Source organism: Pseudomonas sp. PA1(2017) (assembly GCF_001945375.1).
GTDB lineage: Bacteria > Pseudomonadota > Gammaproteobacteria > Pseudomonadales > Pseudomonadaceae > Aquipseudomonas.
In genome coordinates this window covers 2033-19932 of the sequence record NZ_MSXU01000011.1, presented here as the reverse complement: position 1 = coordinate 19932, position 17900 = coordinate 2033, and the positions used below count along the sequence as shown (strand labels likewise).

Genomic DNA, 17900 nt, shown 5'->3' with positions numbered 1-17900 from the left:
AACTTCGCATCTCGTGCCTTGCCTCGCACAAAAACTGGCTCCGGCGCGGCCGTGCGTGAAACGGGAACAGACCCTAGCAGCAGGCGAGCGCGCGGCGAGTCAGGGGCGATAGGCGCGCAGGAACATCTCGACGGTGGCATGGGCGTGTTGCTCCTGCTGCGCCTCGGTCTCCGGCTCGCCGCAGCCGATCAGCAGGCGAAAGTTGGCACAGCCCTTGAGCAGGGAGAAGAACTGATCGGCGGCGAGCTTCGGCGATTCGATACGCAACTGGCCGCTCTGGTCCATCTTGGCCAGCAGGCGCTCCATCTCGGCGAGCAAGCGCTGTGGCCCGGCCTCGTAGAAGATTTTCGCCAGTTGCGGGTCCTGGGTGCCGAGGCTGGTCATCAGGCGATGCAAGTCGACGGACTCGCTGCTGTTGAGCAACTGGCTGAAGCCGCGGGCGATGTTGAGCAGCACGTTATGCACGGTCGCGCCGGCGGGAAACTCGAAGAACAGCTCGGGCAACTGCTCTTCGCAGCGGGCCTTCACCGCGGCGCAGAATAGCGTCTCCTTGTCGTTGAAGTGGCTGTACACCGTAAGCTTGGAAACGCCGGCATGGGCGGCGATGGCGTCCATGCTGCTGCCGGCGTAGCCGTAGCGCAGGAACAGGCATTTGGCCGCTTCGAGAATGGCTTCGCGCTTGGCGAGATCCTTGGGGCGACCGGGGCCGCTGGACTGCAATGACGTGTCTGACATCGGGCGATTTTAATACTGGACTGCCGAGTACGCTATTTTTAATATACCCGGCAGTACAAATATTAAAAAGTTCCCGCTGAAAGGACGCTCATCATGTTCTGCCATGCTCTGTATCGCCTCGCGCCCCTGTGCCTGGCTCTGTCCCTGGTTGCCTGCAGCGACGCGCAGGCGCCGCAGCCGGGCATTCGACCGGCCATGGTCGCGCAGCCGCAGCTGTCGGCGGAGCAGGTGGACAGCTACCCAGGCGAGGTCAGGGCGCGGCTGGAACCCGAGCTGGCCTTTCGCATCGCCGGCAAGGTGACCCGGCGGCTGGTCGAAGTGGGCCACCGGGTCGACAAGGATGCGCCACTGGCCGAGCTGGACCCGCAGGATGTGCGCCTGCAGCTCGACGCCTCCCGCGCCCAGCTGCAATCGGCCGAATCCAACCTGCAATTGGCGCGCGCCGAGCGCGACCGCTACCGCACCCTGCAGCAACGCGGGATGATCAGCAAATCCCTGGCCGACAACGCCGAAAACACCTTTCGCGCCGCCGAAGCGCGCCTGCGCCAGGTGCGCGCCGAGCTCAACGTCGCCGACAACCAGGCCGGTTACGCCGTGCTGAAAACGCCACAGAGCGGGGTGATCGTGCAGCGCCGTGCCGAGGTCGGGCAGGTTGTGGCAGCCGGGCAGACGGTGTTCGTGCTGGCCGCCGATGGCGAGCGCGAGGTGCTGATCGACCTGCCCGAACAGGTGATCAGGCATCTCGCCATCGGCCAGGAAGTAGCCGTGGAGCTGTGGTCGCAGCCTGGCGAGCGGCTGGCCGGGCGCGTGCGTGAACTGTCGCCCGCGGCCGATTCACGCTCGCGAACCTATGCCGCCCGGGTGGCGCTGCAGGCGTCCGAGGCGCAGGTCGAGCTCGGCCAGAGCGCCCGGGTGTTCATCGCCCGCAATGGCGACGTGCCGCTGGCAGTGCCGCTGTCGGCACTGAGCGCGGAACAGGGCCAGCCCTACGTCTGGGTGGTCGACCCCCAGACTTCCACGCTCAAGCGTACCGCCGTGCGGGTCGGCGCCTATGGCGAGAAGAGCGTGCCGGTGCTCGACGGCCTGAAGGCCAGCGACTGGGTGGTGGTGGCCGGTGTGCAGGTGCTGCTCGATGGCCAGCAGGTGCGCCCGGTGGATCGGCAGAACCGTGCCGTCGACCTGGCTGCCAAGGAGTAAGCGCCGATGTCGTTCAACCTGTCCGCCTGGGCGCTGCAGCACCGCCAGATCGTGCTCTACCTCATGCTGCTGCTCGGCATCGTCGGCGCGCTGTCCTACACCAAGCTGGGGCAGAGCGAGGATCCGCCGTTCACCTTCAAGGCCATGGTGGTGAAGACCAACTGGCCGGGCGCCACCGCCGAGCAGGTGTCGCGCCAGGTCACCGAGCGCATCGAGAAGAAACTGATGGAGACCGGCGAGTACGAGCGCATCGTGTCGTTCTCGCGGCCCGGCGAATCCCAGGTCACCTTCATGGCCCGGGACTCGATGCACTCCAACGAGATTCCCGAGCTCTGGTACCAGCTACGCAAGAAGATCGGCGACATTCGCCATACGCTGCCCGCCGGTATCCAGGGGCCGTTCTTCAACGACGAATTCGGCACCACCTTCGGCAACATCTACGCGCTGACCGGCAACGGTTTCGACTACGCAGTGCTCAAGGATTACGCCGACCGTGTGCAACTGCAGCTGCAGCGGGTCAGGGATGTCGGCAAGGTCGAGCTGGTCGGTCTGCAGGACGAGAAAATCTGGATCGAGCTGTCCAACACCAAGCTCGCTACCCTCGGCCTGCCGCTCGCTGCCGTGCAGCAGGCTCTCGAACAGCAGAACGCCATGCCCGTGGCCGGCTTCTTCGAGACCGACACCGACCGGGTGCAACTGCGCGTCAGCGGCAACTTCGAGACGGTCGAGCAGATCCGCGATTTCCCCATCCGCGTGGCCGACCGCACCTTCCGCATTGGCGACGTGGCCGAAATCAGCCGCGGCTTCAACGATCCGCCGGCGCCGCGCATGCGCTTCATGGGCGAGGATGCCATCGGCCTGGCGGTTTCCATGAAGCCGGGCGGTGACATCCTGGTGCTCGGCAAGGCGCTGGAAAGCGAGTTCACCCGCCTGCAGAACAACCTGCCGGCGGGCATGCAGTTGCGCAAGGTATCGGACCAGCCAGCAGCGGTGAAGACCGGCGTCGGCGAGTTCGTCAAGGTGCTCACCGAGGCGCTGATCATCGTGCTGTTGGTCAGCTTCTTCTCCCTCGGACTGCGCACCGGGCTGGTGGTGGCGCTGTCGATTCCCCTGGTGCTGGCGATGACCTTCGCCGCCATGTACTACCTCAACATCGGCCTGCACAAGATTTCCCTCGGCGCCCTGGTGTTGGCGCTGGGCCTGCTGGTGGACGACGCGATCATTGCCGTGGAGATCATGGCGATCAAGATGGAACAGGGCTACGACCGCCTCAAGGCGGCGAGCTTCGCCTGGACCAGTACGGCCTTCCCGATGCTCACCGGTACGCTGATCACCGCAGCAGGCTTTCTGCCGATTGCCACTGCGCAGTCGGGCACCGGCGAATACACCCGCTCGATCTTCCAGGTGGTAACCATCGCCCTGTTGATGTCCTGGGTGGCGGCGGTGATGTTCGTGCCGTACCTGGGCGCGCGACTGTTGCCGGACCTGGCCAAGCGCGCGGCCCTCAAGCATGGCAGCACGGGCGGGCATGACCCTTATTCAACGCCTTTCTATGCACGTGTGCGTCGCCTGGTGGACTGGTGCGTGCGCTGGCGCAAGACGGTCATCGTGCTGACCCTGGTGTTGTTCGTCGGCTCGATCTTTCTGTTCAGGTTCGTGCCGCAGCAGTTCTTTCCCGCTTCGGGGCGCCTGGAATTGATGGTCGATTTCAAGCTGGCCGAAGGCGCTTCGCTGATCGCCACCGAAGCTGAGGTGCGGCGCCTGGAACAGCGCCTGGCGGGTCATCCGGGTGTGGACAACTACGTGGCCTATGTCGGCACTGGCTCGCCACGTTTTTACCTGCCGCTGGACCAGCAGTTGCCGGCCACCAGCTTTGCGCAGATCGTGGTACTGGCCAAAACCATCGAGGAGCGTGAGGCCGTACGCGCCTGGCTGATCGACGTGTTGCGCGATGAATTCCCGAGCCTGCGCACGCGCATCTCCCGCCTGGAGAATGGCCCGCCCGTCGGCTACCCGGTGCAGTTCCGGGTTTCCGGCGAGCATATCGAAGAGGTGCGCGCCCTGGCCCGTCAGGTCGCCGACAAGGTGCGCGCCAACCCCGATGTGGTCAACGTGCACCTCGATTGGCAGGAGCCGAGCAAGGTGGTGTACCTGAACATCGACCAGGAGCGCGCCCGGGCTCTGGGCGTGAGCACCGCCGATGTGGCCAGGTTCCTGCGCAGCTCGCTCAATGGCTCGTCGGTCAGCGATTACCGCGAAGACAACGAGCTGATCGAAATCCTCCTGCGCGGCACCTCGACGGAGCGCCAGGCGCTGCAGCTGCTACCGAGCCTGGCGGTGCCCACCGACAGTGGCAAGAGCGTGGCGCTGGCGCAGATCGCCACCCTGGAATACGGCTTCGAGGAAGGGGTGATCTGGCACCGCAATCGCTTGCCGACCGTCACCGTGCGCGCCGATATCTACGGGCCCCAGCAGCCGGCCACGCTGACCAGGCAGATCCTGCCGACCCTGGCCGACATCCGCGCCAGCCTACCGGATGGCTACCTGCTGGAAGTCGGCGGCTCGGTAGAGGATTCCTCCAAGGGTCAGGCCTCGGTAGTGGCCGGCGTGCCATTGTTCGTCGTGGTGGTGCTGACCCTGCTGATGCTGCAGCTCAAGAGCTTCTCGCGCATGACCATGGTGTTTCTCACCGCGCCCCTGGGGTTGATCGGCGTGACCCTGTTCCTGCTGCTGTTCGGTCAGCCGTTCGGCTTCGTGGCGATGCTCGGCACCATTGCGCTGTCGGGGATGATCATGCGCAACTCGGTGATTCTGGTCGACCAGATCGAGCAGGACCGCGAGGCGGGGCTGGACAGCTGGAACGCCATCGTCGAAGCCACCGTGCGGCGCTTCCGGCCCATCGTGCTGACCGCCTTGGCCGCGGTGCTGGCGATGATCCCGCTGTCGCGCAGCGTGTTCTTCGGGCCGATGGCGGTGGCGATCATGGGCGGTCTGGTGGTGGCCACGGCGCTGACCCTGCTGTTTCTGCCGGCGTTGTATGCGGCGTGGTTCAGGGTCAAGCCGAGCGATAGGGCGCAGGCTGAGGGTGACAGTTAAGGGCCTGATTGGGCTTTGAGAACTCGTGTTGCTGGGGAGCGTTGGTAAAAGGCATGAGCAGCCACTCAAACCAACCTGTGGGAGCCCCGACCTCGGGGCGAAACGATTGCAGCCTGACTGCTATTTCGGCGGTGCCTGAGCGATTCGCCGCGAGGTCGCGGCTCCCACAATGGATCGGATAACGGCCGCTTTCGCCACTTTTCAGCCATCACAGTCGTAAGGTGGGCGACGCTTTATCCGTCTCGCATGCAGAAAAAAGGGGCTGGCACATAACGCGCCAGCCCCTTTTTTGCAGCTTGTCAGTTACAGCGCGCCAAACACCTTCTTGGCCAGGCTGGTGGCCGCCGCGGCCGGGTTTTCGCGGATGCTGGCTTCCTGCTTGGCGATCATGTCGAACAGGCCGTCGAGGGCCTGTTCGGTCACGTAGCTTTCGATATTGGCGCTCTTGGCGTCGAGCACGCCGAAGGTCGCCGCCTGGCCGGCGAAGCTGTTGTACTGCTTGGCGAGGCCGACCTGGTCGGTGGCCTGCTTGACGATGGGCAGGAACTTGGCGCGAATCTGCTCGCGGCTGCTCTTGTTCAGGTACTGGGTGGCCGAGTCCTGCGGGCCTGCGAGGATGCTCTTGGCGTCCTGCACGGTCATCTTCTTCACGGCGTCGACCAGCAGCGCCTGGGCCTGGGGCACGGCGGCCTCCGCGGCCTTGTTCATGCTGGTTTCGAGCTGCTCGACCTGGGCGCCCATGCCCATCATCTTCATGGTCTTGGCGGCTTTGCCGAGCTTGCCCGGCAGTTCGATGCGCACTTCGGGGTTGTTGCTGAAACCGCCGGGCTTGCCGAGCTGCTGCACGGCCACCTTGGCGCCCTGGGTGAGGGCGTCCTTGAGGCCGCCGCTGGCGTCCTGCTGGCTGAGGTCGGAAAGCGACAGGGCGAACACGTTGGCGGACAGCAGCAGGCCGGCGACGAGAACGGGGATGCGGAGCATGGCGGTAACCTTCGAGCGGTGGAGATAAGCAGCGAGCTTAGCAGGCTGGCGAGGGGCGCGGCGAAGGTTGAGGAAAAGCATGGGCGGGGAGAGCGCGGCACGCCCGTTGCGGGCGTGCCGGTTCGGCGTTAGCGGACTTCCAGGGCGGTGAGGCTTTCCAGGGTCAGGGCGCCGACGGCCAGGCCGTTGGCGGTCTGGAATTCGGTCAGCGCGTCGAGGGTGCGCTTGCCGAGCTTGCCGTCGACGCTGCCTGGGTTGAAGCCGCGCTTGACCAGGCTCTGCTGCAGGCGCGTGACCAGGTCGTCGTTGATGTCCGGATCGCAGATCGTCTGCCGGGAAACGATGCGTGCGTTGCCTTCGAAGCGGGTGACCTGCAGCTGGCGTTTTTCTTCCGGCAGGATGATCTGGTTGGCTTCGACCGGGCGCACCATTTCGGTGGAGGCGACCTTGGTGTATTCCGGATCCAGGGTGACTTCCACGGCCTGGGCCGGCTTGTCGACGATCCAGCGGGTCACGCTCTTGTATTGGGCCGGGTCGGTTTCAACCCGCACGGTTTCCGGCGAGACCAGCTTCTTGACCTTGACCACTTCCTGCTTGGCCGGCACCTGGCGGGCGCAGAACGACATGGCGCCGGTGCCGCTCGAGTAACGGGTGCCGGCGGCGCGGCACTGGTCGAGCACGGTCTTGGCTTCTTCGAGGGTCACGGTTTCCTTGACGTCCTCGTAGATCGCCGGTACCACGATGTAGCGCTTCACTTCCGGGCGAATCTTCACCTGCTCGGAGACCACGCGGTAGGTCGGCGGCTCGATGCGGTAGGTCTTGGTGCCTTCACGGGTGACCACTTGCTTGAAGCCCTTCTCGAGCTCGGCAGGGGTGACGGTGATCTTGTTGACCGAATCCTTGACCACCACTTCCTGGGTGCTCTGCACCGGGCGTGGGCGAACCTGGGCGTGTACCCAGCACTGGCCTGGTTGGATTTCGTATTCCTGGGGCTCGCGGGCCACCGACGCTGCGGCAGGTGCCTGGGCCTGGGCGCTCGGCGGCGCGGCAGCGGCTGGCTGTGCTGTCGGTTGAGCGGCGGCGGGTGCGGTTTGCGCCGCGACTGGAGCCGGTTGCGCCGGCTTTTCTTCGTTATTGGTCGATGCGGACGGTTGCATGGCGCAACCGGAAACCACGATCGCCAGTGATCCTAGAATGGTGTGATAACGCACGAAAATCCCTGCCCTAAGTGGCCCCAACGACGCATCTTAGGGGCTGTGGCGGCAAAGCTCAATAACGCCCGGCGCACTCGTCGAGCACGCCGGGCTTTCAGAGCCCGTCGAGCAGCTCCTCGCTGCGATCCATGGTCACCTGGCGGATGGACAGGCGAATCTCGGCCGGCAGCACACGCTTGGCGGCGCCTTCGGCCAGTTCGGCGAACGCCGGGGGATGGCTGAGCTTGCCGGCTTCATCTGCGCGCAGTACGCCCTGGTCGAGCAATGTCTGGATGAAGTGACGGAACAGGCTCTTGTCGAAGAACTCCGGTGCATTGAGCCCGTGCAGGATCGACAGGCGCTGGGCCATGACCGTGCACAGGTCTTCCAGCTCCTCGGCACTGATCGCGTTCTGACCGGCATTGAGCAGCAGGGCGCTGGCCATGTAGAAACGCTGCAGGGTCTGAGCGATGGCGCGCGACAGCAGGGTCAGCAGCACGAAGTTGCGCGAGCTGGGCGCCGGGCGCACGTACAGGTCGTTCTCGCGTTTGAGCAGGCCCTGCTCGACGAAGGCGTCGAGCCACTGGTCGACGACTTCGTCGAGCTCCTCGTCGGCCCAGCGGATGTACAGCTCGGATTGCAGGTAGGGGTACAGCGCGTGGACGAAGCGCAGGATCTGCTCGCGGCTCATCCGCCCGCTGCTCTGGAAGAAGCTGGCGATCAGCCCGGGCAGGGCGAAGATGTGCAGCACGTTGTTGCGATAGTAGGTCATCAGCACCGCGTTCTGCTCATCCAGATAGAGGATGCGCCCCAGGGCATCCTTCTGTTCGGAGAGCAGTTCCATGCTGCGCACGTGCTCGATCAGCGCCAGGCCGTCGCCTTCCGGCACCGTGGTGTGCGGCGAATAGGGCACGCGGCGCAGCAGGCTCTGGTACAGGTCGAGGATGCGCACCAGGGCGCGTTCGTCCAGGGCCAGCTTGCTGGTGGAGAGCAGCGCCAGGGCCACCAGGTTGACCGGGTTGATCGCCGCCGCCTCGTTGAGGCGCTGGGCCACCCGCTCGCCAAGGCGGTTGGTGGTTTCGTTGAGCCACGCCGGGCGGAAGTCCGGGCCCAGTTCCTGGGCGCGCCAGTCGGGCTGTTGGGCATCGAGAAAGGCGTCGAGCTTGATCGGTTCGCCGAAGTTGACCCACACGTGGCCGAAGCGCTGCTTGAGCGCGCCGATGACCTTGAAGATGTCGAAGATCGACTCCTTCTTCTTGCTTGCCCCGCGCAGCTCGCCCAGGTAGGTGCGGCCTTCCAGCACGCGCTCGTAGCCGATGTACACCGGCACGAACACCACTGGCAGGCGATGGCTCTGCAGGTAGCTGCGCAGGGTGATGGCGAGCATGCCGGTTTTCGGCCGCAGCATGCGCCCGGTGCGCGAGCGACCGCCTTCGACGAAGTACTCCACCGGGTAGCCCTTGCGAATCAGGGTGTGCAGGTATTCGTTGAACACGGCGGTGTACAGCGGGTTGCCCTTGAAGGTGCGGCGCATGAAAAAGGCGCCGCCACGGCGCAGCAGGCCGCCGATGATCGGCATGTTGAGGTTGATGCCGGCGGCGATGTGCGGCGGCGTCAAGCCGTTGCGAAACAGCAGGTAGGACAGCAGCAGGTAGTCGATGTGGCTGCGGTGGCAGGGCACGTAGATCACCTCGTGGCCCTGGGCGATGTCCTGCACGCCTTCGATGTGGTTGACCTTGATGCCGTCGTAGATCTTGTTCCAGAACCACGACAGGATCAGTTCGAGAAAACGGATCGCCGTGTAGGTGTAATCCGAGGCGATCTCGTTGCCGTAGCGCAGCGCCAGGGCCTCGGCCTTGTCGACGGAAATGTTCTCGCGGCTGGCTTCCTCGGCGATCGCCTGACGCACCTGCGGGCCGTGCACCAGGCCTTTGACCAGGTTGCGCCGGTGCGACACGTCCGGGCCGATGACCGCGGCCTTCTGGTTGCGAAAATGTACCCGCAGGATGCGATGCACCATGCGCAGGGTACGTTCCTGGCCCTTGTTCTGCTCGATCAGGTCGCGCAGCTGGATGGGCGTGGAAAACTGCACGCGGGTGGTGCGGCCCAGGATCAGGATGCTCACCAGCCGGCGCAGGCGACCGGTGACTGCCCAGCTATCGGCGAACAGCAGTTTCCAGGCGCTGGTTTCGCGGTTCGGCGATTGCCCCCAGAACACGCTGACCGGAATGATCTGCGCCTGCTCGGCGGCGTGTTCGCCGAGGGCGGCGACTATGCGCTGCAAGGTCGGCGAAATGCCGCGCTTGTCCTGGCGGCCGAGCCAGTCGGGCTCCGGCGTCAGGTAGAAGAACGCCGCCGGTTCGATCAGGTCGCCCACCGCCACGGGCAGCACCGGGCGCGGCAGATTGGCCTTGGTGCATTCGTGATCGAGCACCGCCAGGTCGCTCACCGAAGGTTGCTGCAGCACGTAGAACACCGGCTTGCTGCGGTCGAGCTTGAGGGTGAAGGCCGACTGGTTGATGGTTTCCGAGCGCACCCACAGGTACAGCAGGCGGCGCAGGGTACCGAAGGCAAGGCGGCGAAGCGGGGAGCGGGTCATACGAAATCTGGCTGCGACGACGAGCCGGAGCTCGGGGCCGCTAGTGTGCCGGATCGCCGCCCTGTCGGCAAAATCTTGTAAAAGTTACCGTTTCGTTGCGAAAAGCGCGGTTGCGGGGCGGTCACTCGTTGGCGTGCTCATCCTTTACCGCGTTGATGAAGGCCTGCATGGCCGACGACTGAATGCGGTGCCTGCGGGTGATCAGGCCATAGGGCGGCAGGCGTGGCTCGAAGGTGATCGGCAGGATCTTGAGCAAGTGGCGGGCCGGGTAGTCATTGATCACCGATACCGGAGTCACGCCGATCATGTCGGTCTGCTGCAACAGCGACAGCAGGGTCATGATCGAGGTGGTTTCGACGATGCTGCTGGGAATGTCGACCCGCGCGTTGTGAAACGCCTGGTTGATGATGGTGCGCATCGGGCTGGGGTGTTGCTGCAGCACCCAGGTCAGGTCCTGCAACTCGTGCCAGGTCAGTTTGCTGGCGCCGGCCATGGGGTGCTGGGCGCCGGCCACCACGCACAGGGTTTCCTCGCCAAGGCTGTCGAACGACAGGTCGTCGGCCCGCGCGCCATCGGGAATCCGCCCCAGCACCACGTCCAACTGGTCCTGTTGCAGGGCTTGCACCAGCACGTCGCTGGTGTCGACCTGGATGCTCATCGACAGCCGCGGGTGGCTCTGCTTGAGGGTGGCGATGGTGCGCGTCAGCAGGCCCGAGGCCAGGGCCGGAATGGCGCCGATGGTGACCCGGCCGAGGTTGCCCGACTCCAGCGCGGCGAATTCCTCGCGCATGCCCGACAGCTCGGCGAAGATCATCTTCGCGTAGTAGATCGCCGTTTCACCGAACGCCGTTGCGCGCATGCCGCGCGGCAGGCGCTCGAACAGCTCGACGCCAAGCAGGCTCTCCGCCTCGTGAAGCATCTTGGTCGCCGCCGGCTGAGTCATGCCGATCTCCTCGGCGGCCCGGCGCAGCGAGCCGAATTCCTGCAGGGCCAGCATCAGGCGCAACTGCCGTAAACGCAGGCGGCTGTGGATGATGCTGGCGTCAGGAATGCGGGACATGGCGCGGCTCGTGGCAGGGGAATCGGCCAAGGGTGACAAGAAATCGCGACGCTCGCCAGTCATCAGCGAGCGCCCCGTGGCCGTGGCCAGGAACAGCCCGGCCTGCTGGCGATTACGAGACATGACGCGCCTGCCCCTGGCGTGCGCCGAACAGTGCCTTGAGGCCGCGGGCCAGCAGCGGCCAGAACAGCATCAACAGCGCCGCGGTGGTCAGGCTGCCGACCAGCGGGTTGGACCAGAAGATCGACAGTTGCCCGTCGGAGAACAGCATCGACTGGCGGAACGCGTCCTCGGCCTTGTCGCCCAGCACCGCAGCGAGGATCAGCGGGGCGATGGGGTAGCCGAGCTTCTTGAACAGGTAACCCAGGGCACCGAAGATCAGCATCAGGCCAACGTCGAACATCGAGTTGTGCACCGAGTAGGCGCCGATCGAGCAGACCATGATGATGATCGGCGCGATGATCGAGAACGGAATGCGCAGGATCGAGGCGAACAGCGGCACCGTGGCCAGCACCACGATCAGGCTCACCACGTTGCCCAGGTACATGCTGGCGATCAGGCCCCAGACGAAGTCGTGCTGCTCGACGAACAGCGTCGGCCCCGGGTGCAGGCCCCAGATCATCAGGCCGCCGAGCATCACCGCGGCGGTCGCCGAGCCGGGAATACCGAGGGTCAGCATTGGCAGCAGGGCGCTGGTGCCGGCGCTGTGGTCGGCGGTTTCCGGGGCAATCACGCCTTCCACTTCGCCCTTGCCAAAGTTGTCGCGGTTCTTCGAAAAGCGCCGCGCCAGGCTGTAGCTCATGAACGAGGCGGCAGTCGGCCCGCCGGGCGTCACACCCATCCAGCAGCCGACCAGGGCGCTGCGCAGCCAGGTCAGCCAGTAGCGCGGCAGCTTGGCCCAGGTACGCAGGATGGTCATCGGTGTGATGCGTGCGCGTTCGCCACGAAACACCAGGCCTTCCTCGACGGTGCAGAGAATCTCGCCGATACCGAACAACCCGATCACCGCCACCTCGAAGCTCAGGCCCGAGAGCAGCCAGGGCTGGTCGTAGGTCAGGCGCAGTTCGCCGGACACGGTGTCCATGCCGACGGCGGCCATGGCGAAGCCGATCATCATTGCTACCACGGTCTTCAGCGGCGGGTTCTTGCTCATGCCGATGAAGGTGCAGAACGCCAGCAGGTAGACGGCGAAGAACTCCGGCGAGCTGAATTCCATGGCGAACTCGGCGATGCGCGTCGACAGGAAGGTCAGCAGCAGCACGCCGACCAGCGCACCGAGCAGCGCCGAGGTGAAGGCCGCGGTCAGCGCTTCGCCAGCCTGGCCGTTGCGGGCCATGGGGTAACCGTCGAAGGTGGTCGCCACCGACGAGGGTTCGCCGGGAATGTTGAACAGGATCGAGGTGATCGAGCCGCCGAACAGCGCGCCCCAGTACATGCAAGAGAGCAGGATGATCGCCGACACCGGTTCCATGGTGAAGGTCAGCGGCAGCAGCAGCGCCACGCCGTTGGGGGCGCCGAGGCCAGGCAGCACGCCGACGAGAATGCCGAGCAGCACGCCGATGACCATCAGGCCGATGTGGTGCGGGGTCAGGATCAGCGCCATGCCCTGCATCAGGGAGTCGATTTCGCTCATCGCAATGCCCCTCCGGCAACGGCCACCAGGTCGCCGAGCACGCCGCTATCCAGCGGCACCTTGAACCACAGCGCGAAGATCAGATAGCTGGCCAGTGCCGCCCCGCAGGAAATCGCCGCCACGGTGGCAATGCCGTAGGGTTTGCTGCGCTGGCGATCACGCCACATGAACCAGGCGATGAACACCGCCGAGGCCAGGTAGATGCCGGTGAAGGGCATGGCGATCACGTACAGGACGATCGGTACGAACACCGCCAGTACCTGGCCGAACGCCTTGCGGCTGACGAATGCGGCGCTCATCGCCGGCGTGCGCAACAGCGCCAGGATCAGGTTGCCGACGCTGGCAGCGCTCATCAGCAGGCCGATGTAGAAGGGAAAGTAACCGGCCTCGGGGCCGGCGTCGCCCCAGCCGATGCCGATCTCGATGGCGCCGAACATGACGATGCCGCCCAGGGCAGCGGTGAACAGCGCCAGGCCGATCTCCACCCAGCGGGTGGCGACCAGCGGCGTATCCGTGGTGTTGGACATGGGTATTTTCTCCTGTGTGCAGGGCCGTCCGGCGGCCGCATGGCACGCCGGACACGAAGCGCGAGGGTTATTCGCGCAGCCAGCCGGCCTGCTTGAACACAGGGGTCACGCGCTCACGATCCTTTTCGATGTAGCTCACCAGCTCATCACCGGAAAGGAAGGTCGGCGCCAGGGCCGAGCGCTCCACGTAGGCCTTGAACTCCGGCGTCTGGCTGACCTTGCGCATCAGCTCGACGTAGAACGCGCGCTGCTCGTCGGTGACGCCGCCAGGCAGGAACACGGTGCGCGGGAAACGGTACTGGTCGATGCCCAGGCCCTGCTCCTTGCAGGTCGGCACGTCGGCCCAGGACTGGGTCTCGGTGACTTTCTGGGTGTAGCCCATGCGCGCCTGGCTGAATACGCACAGCGGCACCACCTGGCCACCGCGCCACTGGCTGACGCTTTCGGCCGGGTTGTTGAAGTTGGCGGCGATGTGTTTGCCGGCCAGCTGTGTGGACGCCTCGCTGCCGCTCTTGAAGGGGATGTAGGTGATCTTGGCGCCCGCCTGCTGGCCGAGCAGCAGCGACAGGGTCTGGTCGACGTCCTTGGACTGGCTGCCACCGATACGCATCTTGGCGGCATTCTTGGTCAGGTCGGCCTTGAACGCGGCGGCATCCTTCCAGGGCGAACCCTGGTAGGTCCAGAGAATGAAGTCATCCTCGGCCACCGCCGCGACCGGCGTCAGGTCCGTCCACTGGTAACCCAGCTTGGCCACCAGTGGCAGCAGGTAGATGTTGTTGGTGCCGATCACCAGCTTGCTGGCATCGCCCTCGGCGAGCTTCATCTCCAGAAAGGCTTCGGCGCCGTTGCCGCCGCCCTTGTTGAGCACCACGGTGTTGACGTCGAGCAGCTTGTGCTGGGTGATCGCCGACTGGATCACCCGGCCGAGCTGGTCGGTGCCGCCGCCGGGGCCGCCGGCCACCACGATCTCCACGTTCTTTTCGGGTTTCCAGTCCGCTACCGCAGCCAGGGGCGCGGTGCAGAGCAGGGCGGCGAGCAGGGCCGGAACATGACGCGTACGGGGGCTGTACATGGGGCTACCTCATTGTTGTCGTTCTTGTGGGTTGCCTGGAGTGTGCGAAGGGTGTCGATAAGCGTCTACTCAAAAGAACTGATACTCCGATAGCCCCAGGTTATGTCTGGCGTCCCTGCACAGCGATAACTCCAGGCTATGTCCGTATGAGAAGCTTTGATTAGACGGTTATCGTTGGCCGGGCAGATAGTTCGCTCAACCGGGCCGACCGCTCGTCGCCCGCTACTACAAAAACAACAACACAGAGGTACTCCCCATGGCTCAGGCTCAACCTGTCGCCCTGCAGGTGCGCACCCCCTCGGCCGGTGTTCAGGCTGGCAAACCCTCCCGGGTGCGCTGGCGCATCTTCGCCATCATCTTCGCGCTCACGGTAATCAACCTGATCGACCGGGTTTCCCTGTCCATCGCCATGCCGGTCATCGCCAGTGAATTCAGCCTGAGCCCGAGCATGCAGGGGCTGATCCTCAGCAGCTTTTTCTGGGCCTACGCCCTGTTGCAGATCCCCGGCGGCTGGCTGATCGACCGCTACGGCCCGCGCCGCGTGATCGGCTGGTCGACCGGCCTGTGGGGCACTTTTCAAACCATTGCCGCATTCGCCACTGGCGGCCTGTCGCTGATGTTCGCCCGCGTGGCCCTGGGCGCTGCCGAAGCCCCGCTGTTTCCGGCCGGCGGCAAGCTCAATTCGTTGTGGCTGGGCAGCGGCGAGCGTAGCCGCGGCGCGGTGTTGATGGATTGTGGCGGGCCGCTGGGCGTGGCCCTCGGCGGGCTGATCATCGCCTACCTGATCGCCGTGCTGGGCTCCTGGCGTACCGCGTTCTTCATCGCCGGTATCGCCACGCTCGCCATGGCCTGGCTGGCCTGGCACTACCTGCGCGATAACCCCGCCGATCACCCGGACGTCAACGACGCCGAGCTGGCAGCGATCAACGAAGGACGCACGGTGACCATGGCCGAAGCAGCCAAACAGACCGTGCGCGGCCTGGGCATCGCCCGCCGCTCGCTGACCGGCATCCTGCTCGGCCGCGCCAGCTGGGCCATGGTGTTCTTCGGCCTGCTGACCTGGGGGCCGAGCTACCTGGCCCAGGCCCGCGGCTTCGATATCAAGGGCATCGGCGCCGCCACCTTCGTGATCTTCCTGTGCGGCGCGGCCGGCTCGCTGACCGGCGGCTTCTTGTGCGACCGGCTGATCGCCAAGGGCGTGCGCCGTGGCCTGGCGGCCAAGAGCTTGCTGAGCCTCTCCGGGCTGGTGGCGCTGGTCGCCTTCCTGCTGCTGCCGAGCCTGAACGATCCGTACCTGGCAGTGGGCCTGTTGTCGCTGACCGCGTTCTTCCTGATGTGGGGCAGCCTGTACTGGAGCTTCCCGGCGCTGCTGGCGTCGCCGGCGCGGGTCGGGCTGATCGGCGGGGTGATGAACATGGCTGGCAGCCTCGGTGGCATCGCCGTGCCGATTCTGGTCGGCCTGTTGCTGCAGCACGCCGGTGGTTACGCCGCAGTGTTGGGCTTCTTCGCGCTGTGCTCGGGGCTGTTCATCGCCGGCACGCTGCTGATCTCCCTCGACAAGGCCGAGGTGACCCATGGCTGATCTGTACGACGGGCCGATCATCGACGCCCATCACCATTTCTGGGACACGCTGCGCAACCATCACCCCTGGCTGTCGGGCGAGGAGAACATCCCGTTTCGTTATGGCGACTACAGCGCCATCAAACGGCCCTACTACCCGGACGACTACCTAGCCGATGCCGGTGAGCACCGGGTGGTGGCCACGGTTTACGTGGAAACCGAGTGGGACCCGCGTGACCCGATTGGCGAGACCTGCTTCATCCACGAGGTCGCTGCCCGCTATGGTGCGCCCAATGCCGTGGTCGCCCAGGCCTGGCTGGATGCCCCGGATGCCTCCGCGCTGCTGGCGGCCCAGGCACGCTTCGAACGGGTACGCAGCGTGCGCCACAAGCCCGGCGGCCCGGCCTCGCCGGATGAAGTCGGCCGCTCGCGCACCCTGATGAGCGATGACGCATGGCGCTGCGGTTATGCCGAGCTGGCGCGCCACGGCCTGCACTTCGATCTGCAGACGCCCTGGTGGAACCTGCCCGAAGCCATCGCGCTGGCCCGCGACTTTCCCGGCATCCAGCTGATTCTCAACCACGCCGGCCTGCCGTCGGATCGCAGCGAGCAGGGTCTGGCCGGCTGGCACGCGGCGATGGCGAAGCTGGCCGAATGCGCGAACGTGGCGGTGAAGGTGTCCGGCATCGGCCTACCGGGCCGGCGCTGGTGCGTCGAAGACAACGCCTGGATCGTGGGCGAAACCATCGCCATGTTCGGCGCCGAGCGGGTGATGTTCGCCAGCAACTTCCCGGTCGACAGCCTGTGCGGCTCGTTCGACGACATCTACGGCGGCTTCAAGCGCATCGTCGCCGATCTGCCGCGCCATCAGCAGCAACTGCTTTTCCACGACAACGCTCGGCGCCTGTATCGCACCTTGCCCGATGTCATTCGCATCCCGGACGCATCTTCTGACCTGAGGACAACCGCATGAGCAACCCGACTCTTCCCCGCCTGGCCATGGTGCTGGGTGACCCCGCTGGCATCGGCCCCGAGCTGATCGCTCGCCTGCTCGCCGAGCCAGAAGTGCGTCGCAAGGCTCAGGTGCTGCTGATCGCCGATGAAGCCGAAGTGCGCCGTGGCATGGACATCGCCGGCCAGTCGTTTCCGTACCGCGTCATCGACTCGACCGACAACCTGACCTTCACCGACGACACGCCGCTGCTGCTGCCGTTTCGCGGCCGCGCCGAAGGCGCTTTCCCGCGCAGCGAAGCCAGCGTGATCGGTGGCCAGTACAGCCTCGACACCCTCGAGCAGGCCCTGCGCCTGACCGCTGACGGCACGACCGACGCCATTCTGTTCGGCCCGCTCAACAAGACCTCGCTGCACATGGCCGGCATGGGTCACAGCGACGAGCTGCACTGGTTCGCCGAGTACCTGGGCTTCGATGGCCCGTTCTGCGAATTCAACGTGCTCGACAACCTGTGGACCTCGCGGGTGACCTCCCACGTCGCATTGGCCGACGTGCCGGGCATGCTCAGTCAGGATCGGGTGATCGAGGCGATCTGCCTGATCGACACCGCACTCAAGCGCAATGGCCTGGAGAAACCGCGCATCGGCGTCTGCGGCCTCAACCCCCACAATGGCGACAACGGCAGTTTCGGCCGCGAGGAACTGGACATCATCGGCCCTGCGGTGGAGCGCGCCCGTGAGCAGGGCATCGACGCCATCGGCCCGTATCCCGGCGACACCATCTTCCTCAAGGTGCAGGGCGACAGCCAGGCCTTCGATGCGGTGGTGACCATGTACCACGACCAGGGCCAGATCGCGATCAAGCTGATGGGTTTCTCCCGCGGCGTAACGGTGCAGGGCGGCCTTCCGATCCCCATCACCACGCCGGCCCACGGCACCGCCTTCGACATCGCCGGGCAAGGCAAGGCCAACGTTGGCGCCACCCGCCAGGCCTTCGAGATCGCCTGTCGGATGGGGGGGCGGCAACGGGGCTGACCAAGCGTTTTTCGCAAGGCTCGATGTGGTTAGGTCTACGGGTAGCGCAATGGATTCTTCTGGCGTAATGCCCAGGATTTCTATCGGATCGAGCCGGAAGGCAGCTAGTAATGAATCGGTAAGGCCGATTCGGGAATGTCCCTGAGAAAGCAGGACGAGCGTGAGCGGTAGCGGCGATATTGTGAAAGTGTGATTCGCTTCCGCTGAATGGTATTTGATGGCCAGGTGCCACGTGTTCTAATCCGCCACCTCGAACGACG

At 65.3% G+C, this 17900-nt stretch carries 13 protein-coding genes; 5 read left to right on the top strand and 8 right to left on the bottom strand.

Annotated features, from left to right (window positions below; genetic code table 11):
- Positions 1-99 precede the first annotated feature (99 nt).
- Positions 100-735, bottom strand: a complete 636-nt coding sequence (locus tag BVH01_RS16570; RefSeq protein ID WP_075931401.1) for a TetR/AcrR family transcriptional regulator — start codon at positions 733-735, stop codon at positions 100-102.
- Between the two features lie 93 nt (positions 736-828).
- Here BVH01_RS16570 and BVH01_RS16565 point away from each other — a divergent pair, with 93 nt between their 5' ends.
- Entirely contained in the window at positions 829-1932 is a 1104-nt protein-coding gene (locus tag BVH01_RS16565) for an efflux RND transporter periplasmic adaptor subunit (RefSeq protein WP_075931400.1), read from the top strand.
- A gap of 6 nt (positions 1933-1938) precedes the next feature.
- Entirely contained in the window at positions 1939-5028 is a 3090-nt protein-coding gene (locus BVH01_RS16560; protein WP_075931399.1) for an efflux RND transporter permease subunit, read from the top strand.
- A gap of 303 nt (positions 5029-5331) precedes the next feature.
- Here BVH01_RS16560 and BVH01_RS16555 read toward each other — a convergent pair whose 3' ends face one another.
- The 7 genes from BVH01_RS16555 to BVH01_RS16525 form a co-directional block, all read right to left on the bottom strand.
- Positions 5332-6009, bottom strand: a complete 678-nt coding sequence (locus tag BVH01_RS16555; protein ID WP_075931398.1) for a DUF4197 domain-containing protein — start codon at positions 6007-6009, stop codon at positions 5332-5334.
- 128 nt (positions 6010-6137) lie between these two features.
- Entirely contained in the window at positions 6138-7166 is a 1029-nt protein-coding gene (locus tag BVH01_RS16550; protein WP_075931397.1) for a peptidoglycan-binding protein, read from the bottom strand.
- Positions 7167-7317: 151 nt separating this feature from the next.
- Positions 7318-9801, bottom strand: a complete 2484-nt coding sequence (gene plsB / locus BVH01_RS16545; RefSeq protein ID WP_075931396.1) for a glycerol-3-phosphate 1-O-acyltransferase PlsB — start codon at positions 9799-9801, stop codon at positions 7318-7320.
- 121 nt (positions 9802-9922) lie between these two features.
- Positions 9923-10861, bottom strand: coding sequence for a LysR family transcriptional regulator (locus tag BVH01_RS16540; RefSeq protein ID WP_075931500.1), 939 nt, complete (start codon positions 10859-10861; stop codon positions 9923-9925).
- 112 nt (positions 10862-10973) lie between these two features.
- Positions 10974-12494: a tripartite tricarboxylate transporter permease gene (locus tag BVH01_RS16535; protein ID WP_075931395.1), complete on the bottom strand. Its 1521-nt coding sequence runs from the start codon at positions 12492-12494 to the stop codon at positions 10974-10976.
- The gene (locus BVH01_RS16530; protein WP_075931394.1) at positions 12491-13021 is read right to left on the bottom strand and encodes a tripartite tricarboxylate transporter TctB family protein; all 531 of its coding nucleotides are present in this window, start codon (positions 13019-13021) and stop codon (positions 12491-12493) included. The genes BVH01_RS16535 and BVH01_RS16530 overlap by 4 nt, the downstream gene beginning before the upstream one ends.
- Before the next feature lie 67 nt (positions 13022-13088).
- Complete coding sequence (locus tag BVH01_RS16525; protein ID WP_075931393.1) at positions 13089-14093, bottom strand: tripartite tricarboxylate transporter substrate binding protein; 1005 nt, start codon at positions 14091-14093, stop codon at positions 13089-13091.
- A 256-nt stretch (positions 14094-14349) separates the two neighbouring features.
- Between BVH01_RS16525 and BVH01_RS16520 the strand changes: the two genes are divergently transcribed.
- From BVH01_RS16520 to BVH01_RS16510, 3 genes are read left to right on the top strand one after another with little or no spacing between them, the layout of a single operon-like run.
- A complete protein-coding gene (locus tag BVH01_RS16520) occupies positions 14350-15675 on the top strand; it encodes an MFS transporter (protein WP_075931392.1) in 1326 nt (441 codons plus the stop codon).
- Positions 15668-16627, top strand: coding sequence for an amidohydrolase (locus tag BVH01_RS16515; RefSeq protein WP_075931391.1), 960 nt, complete (start codon positions 15668-15670; stop codon positions 16625-16627). The genes BVH01_RS16520 and BVH01_RS16515 overlap by 8 nt, the downstream gene beginning before the upstream one ends.
- On the top strand, positions 16624-17640 hold the full coding sequence (locus BVH01_RS16510) for a 4-hydroxythreonine-4-phosphate dehydrogenase PdxA (RefSeq protein ID WP_075931390.1): 1017 nt from the start codon (positions 16624-16626) through the stop codon (positions 17638-17640). The genes BVH01_RS16515 and BVH01_RS16510 overlap by 4 nt, the downstream gene beginning before the upstream one ends.
- Positions 17641-17900 lie beyond the last annotated feature (260 nt).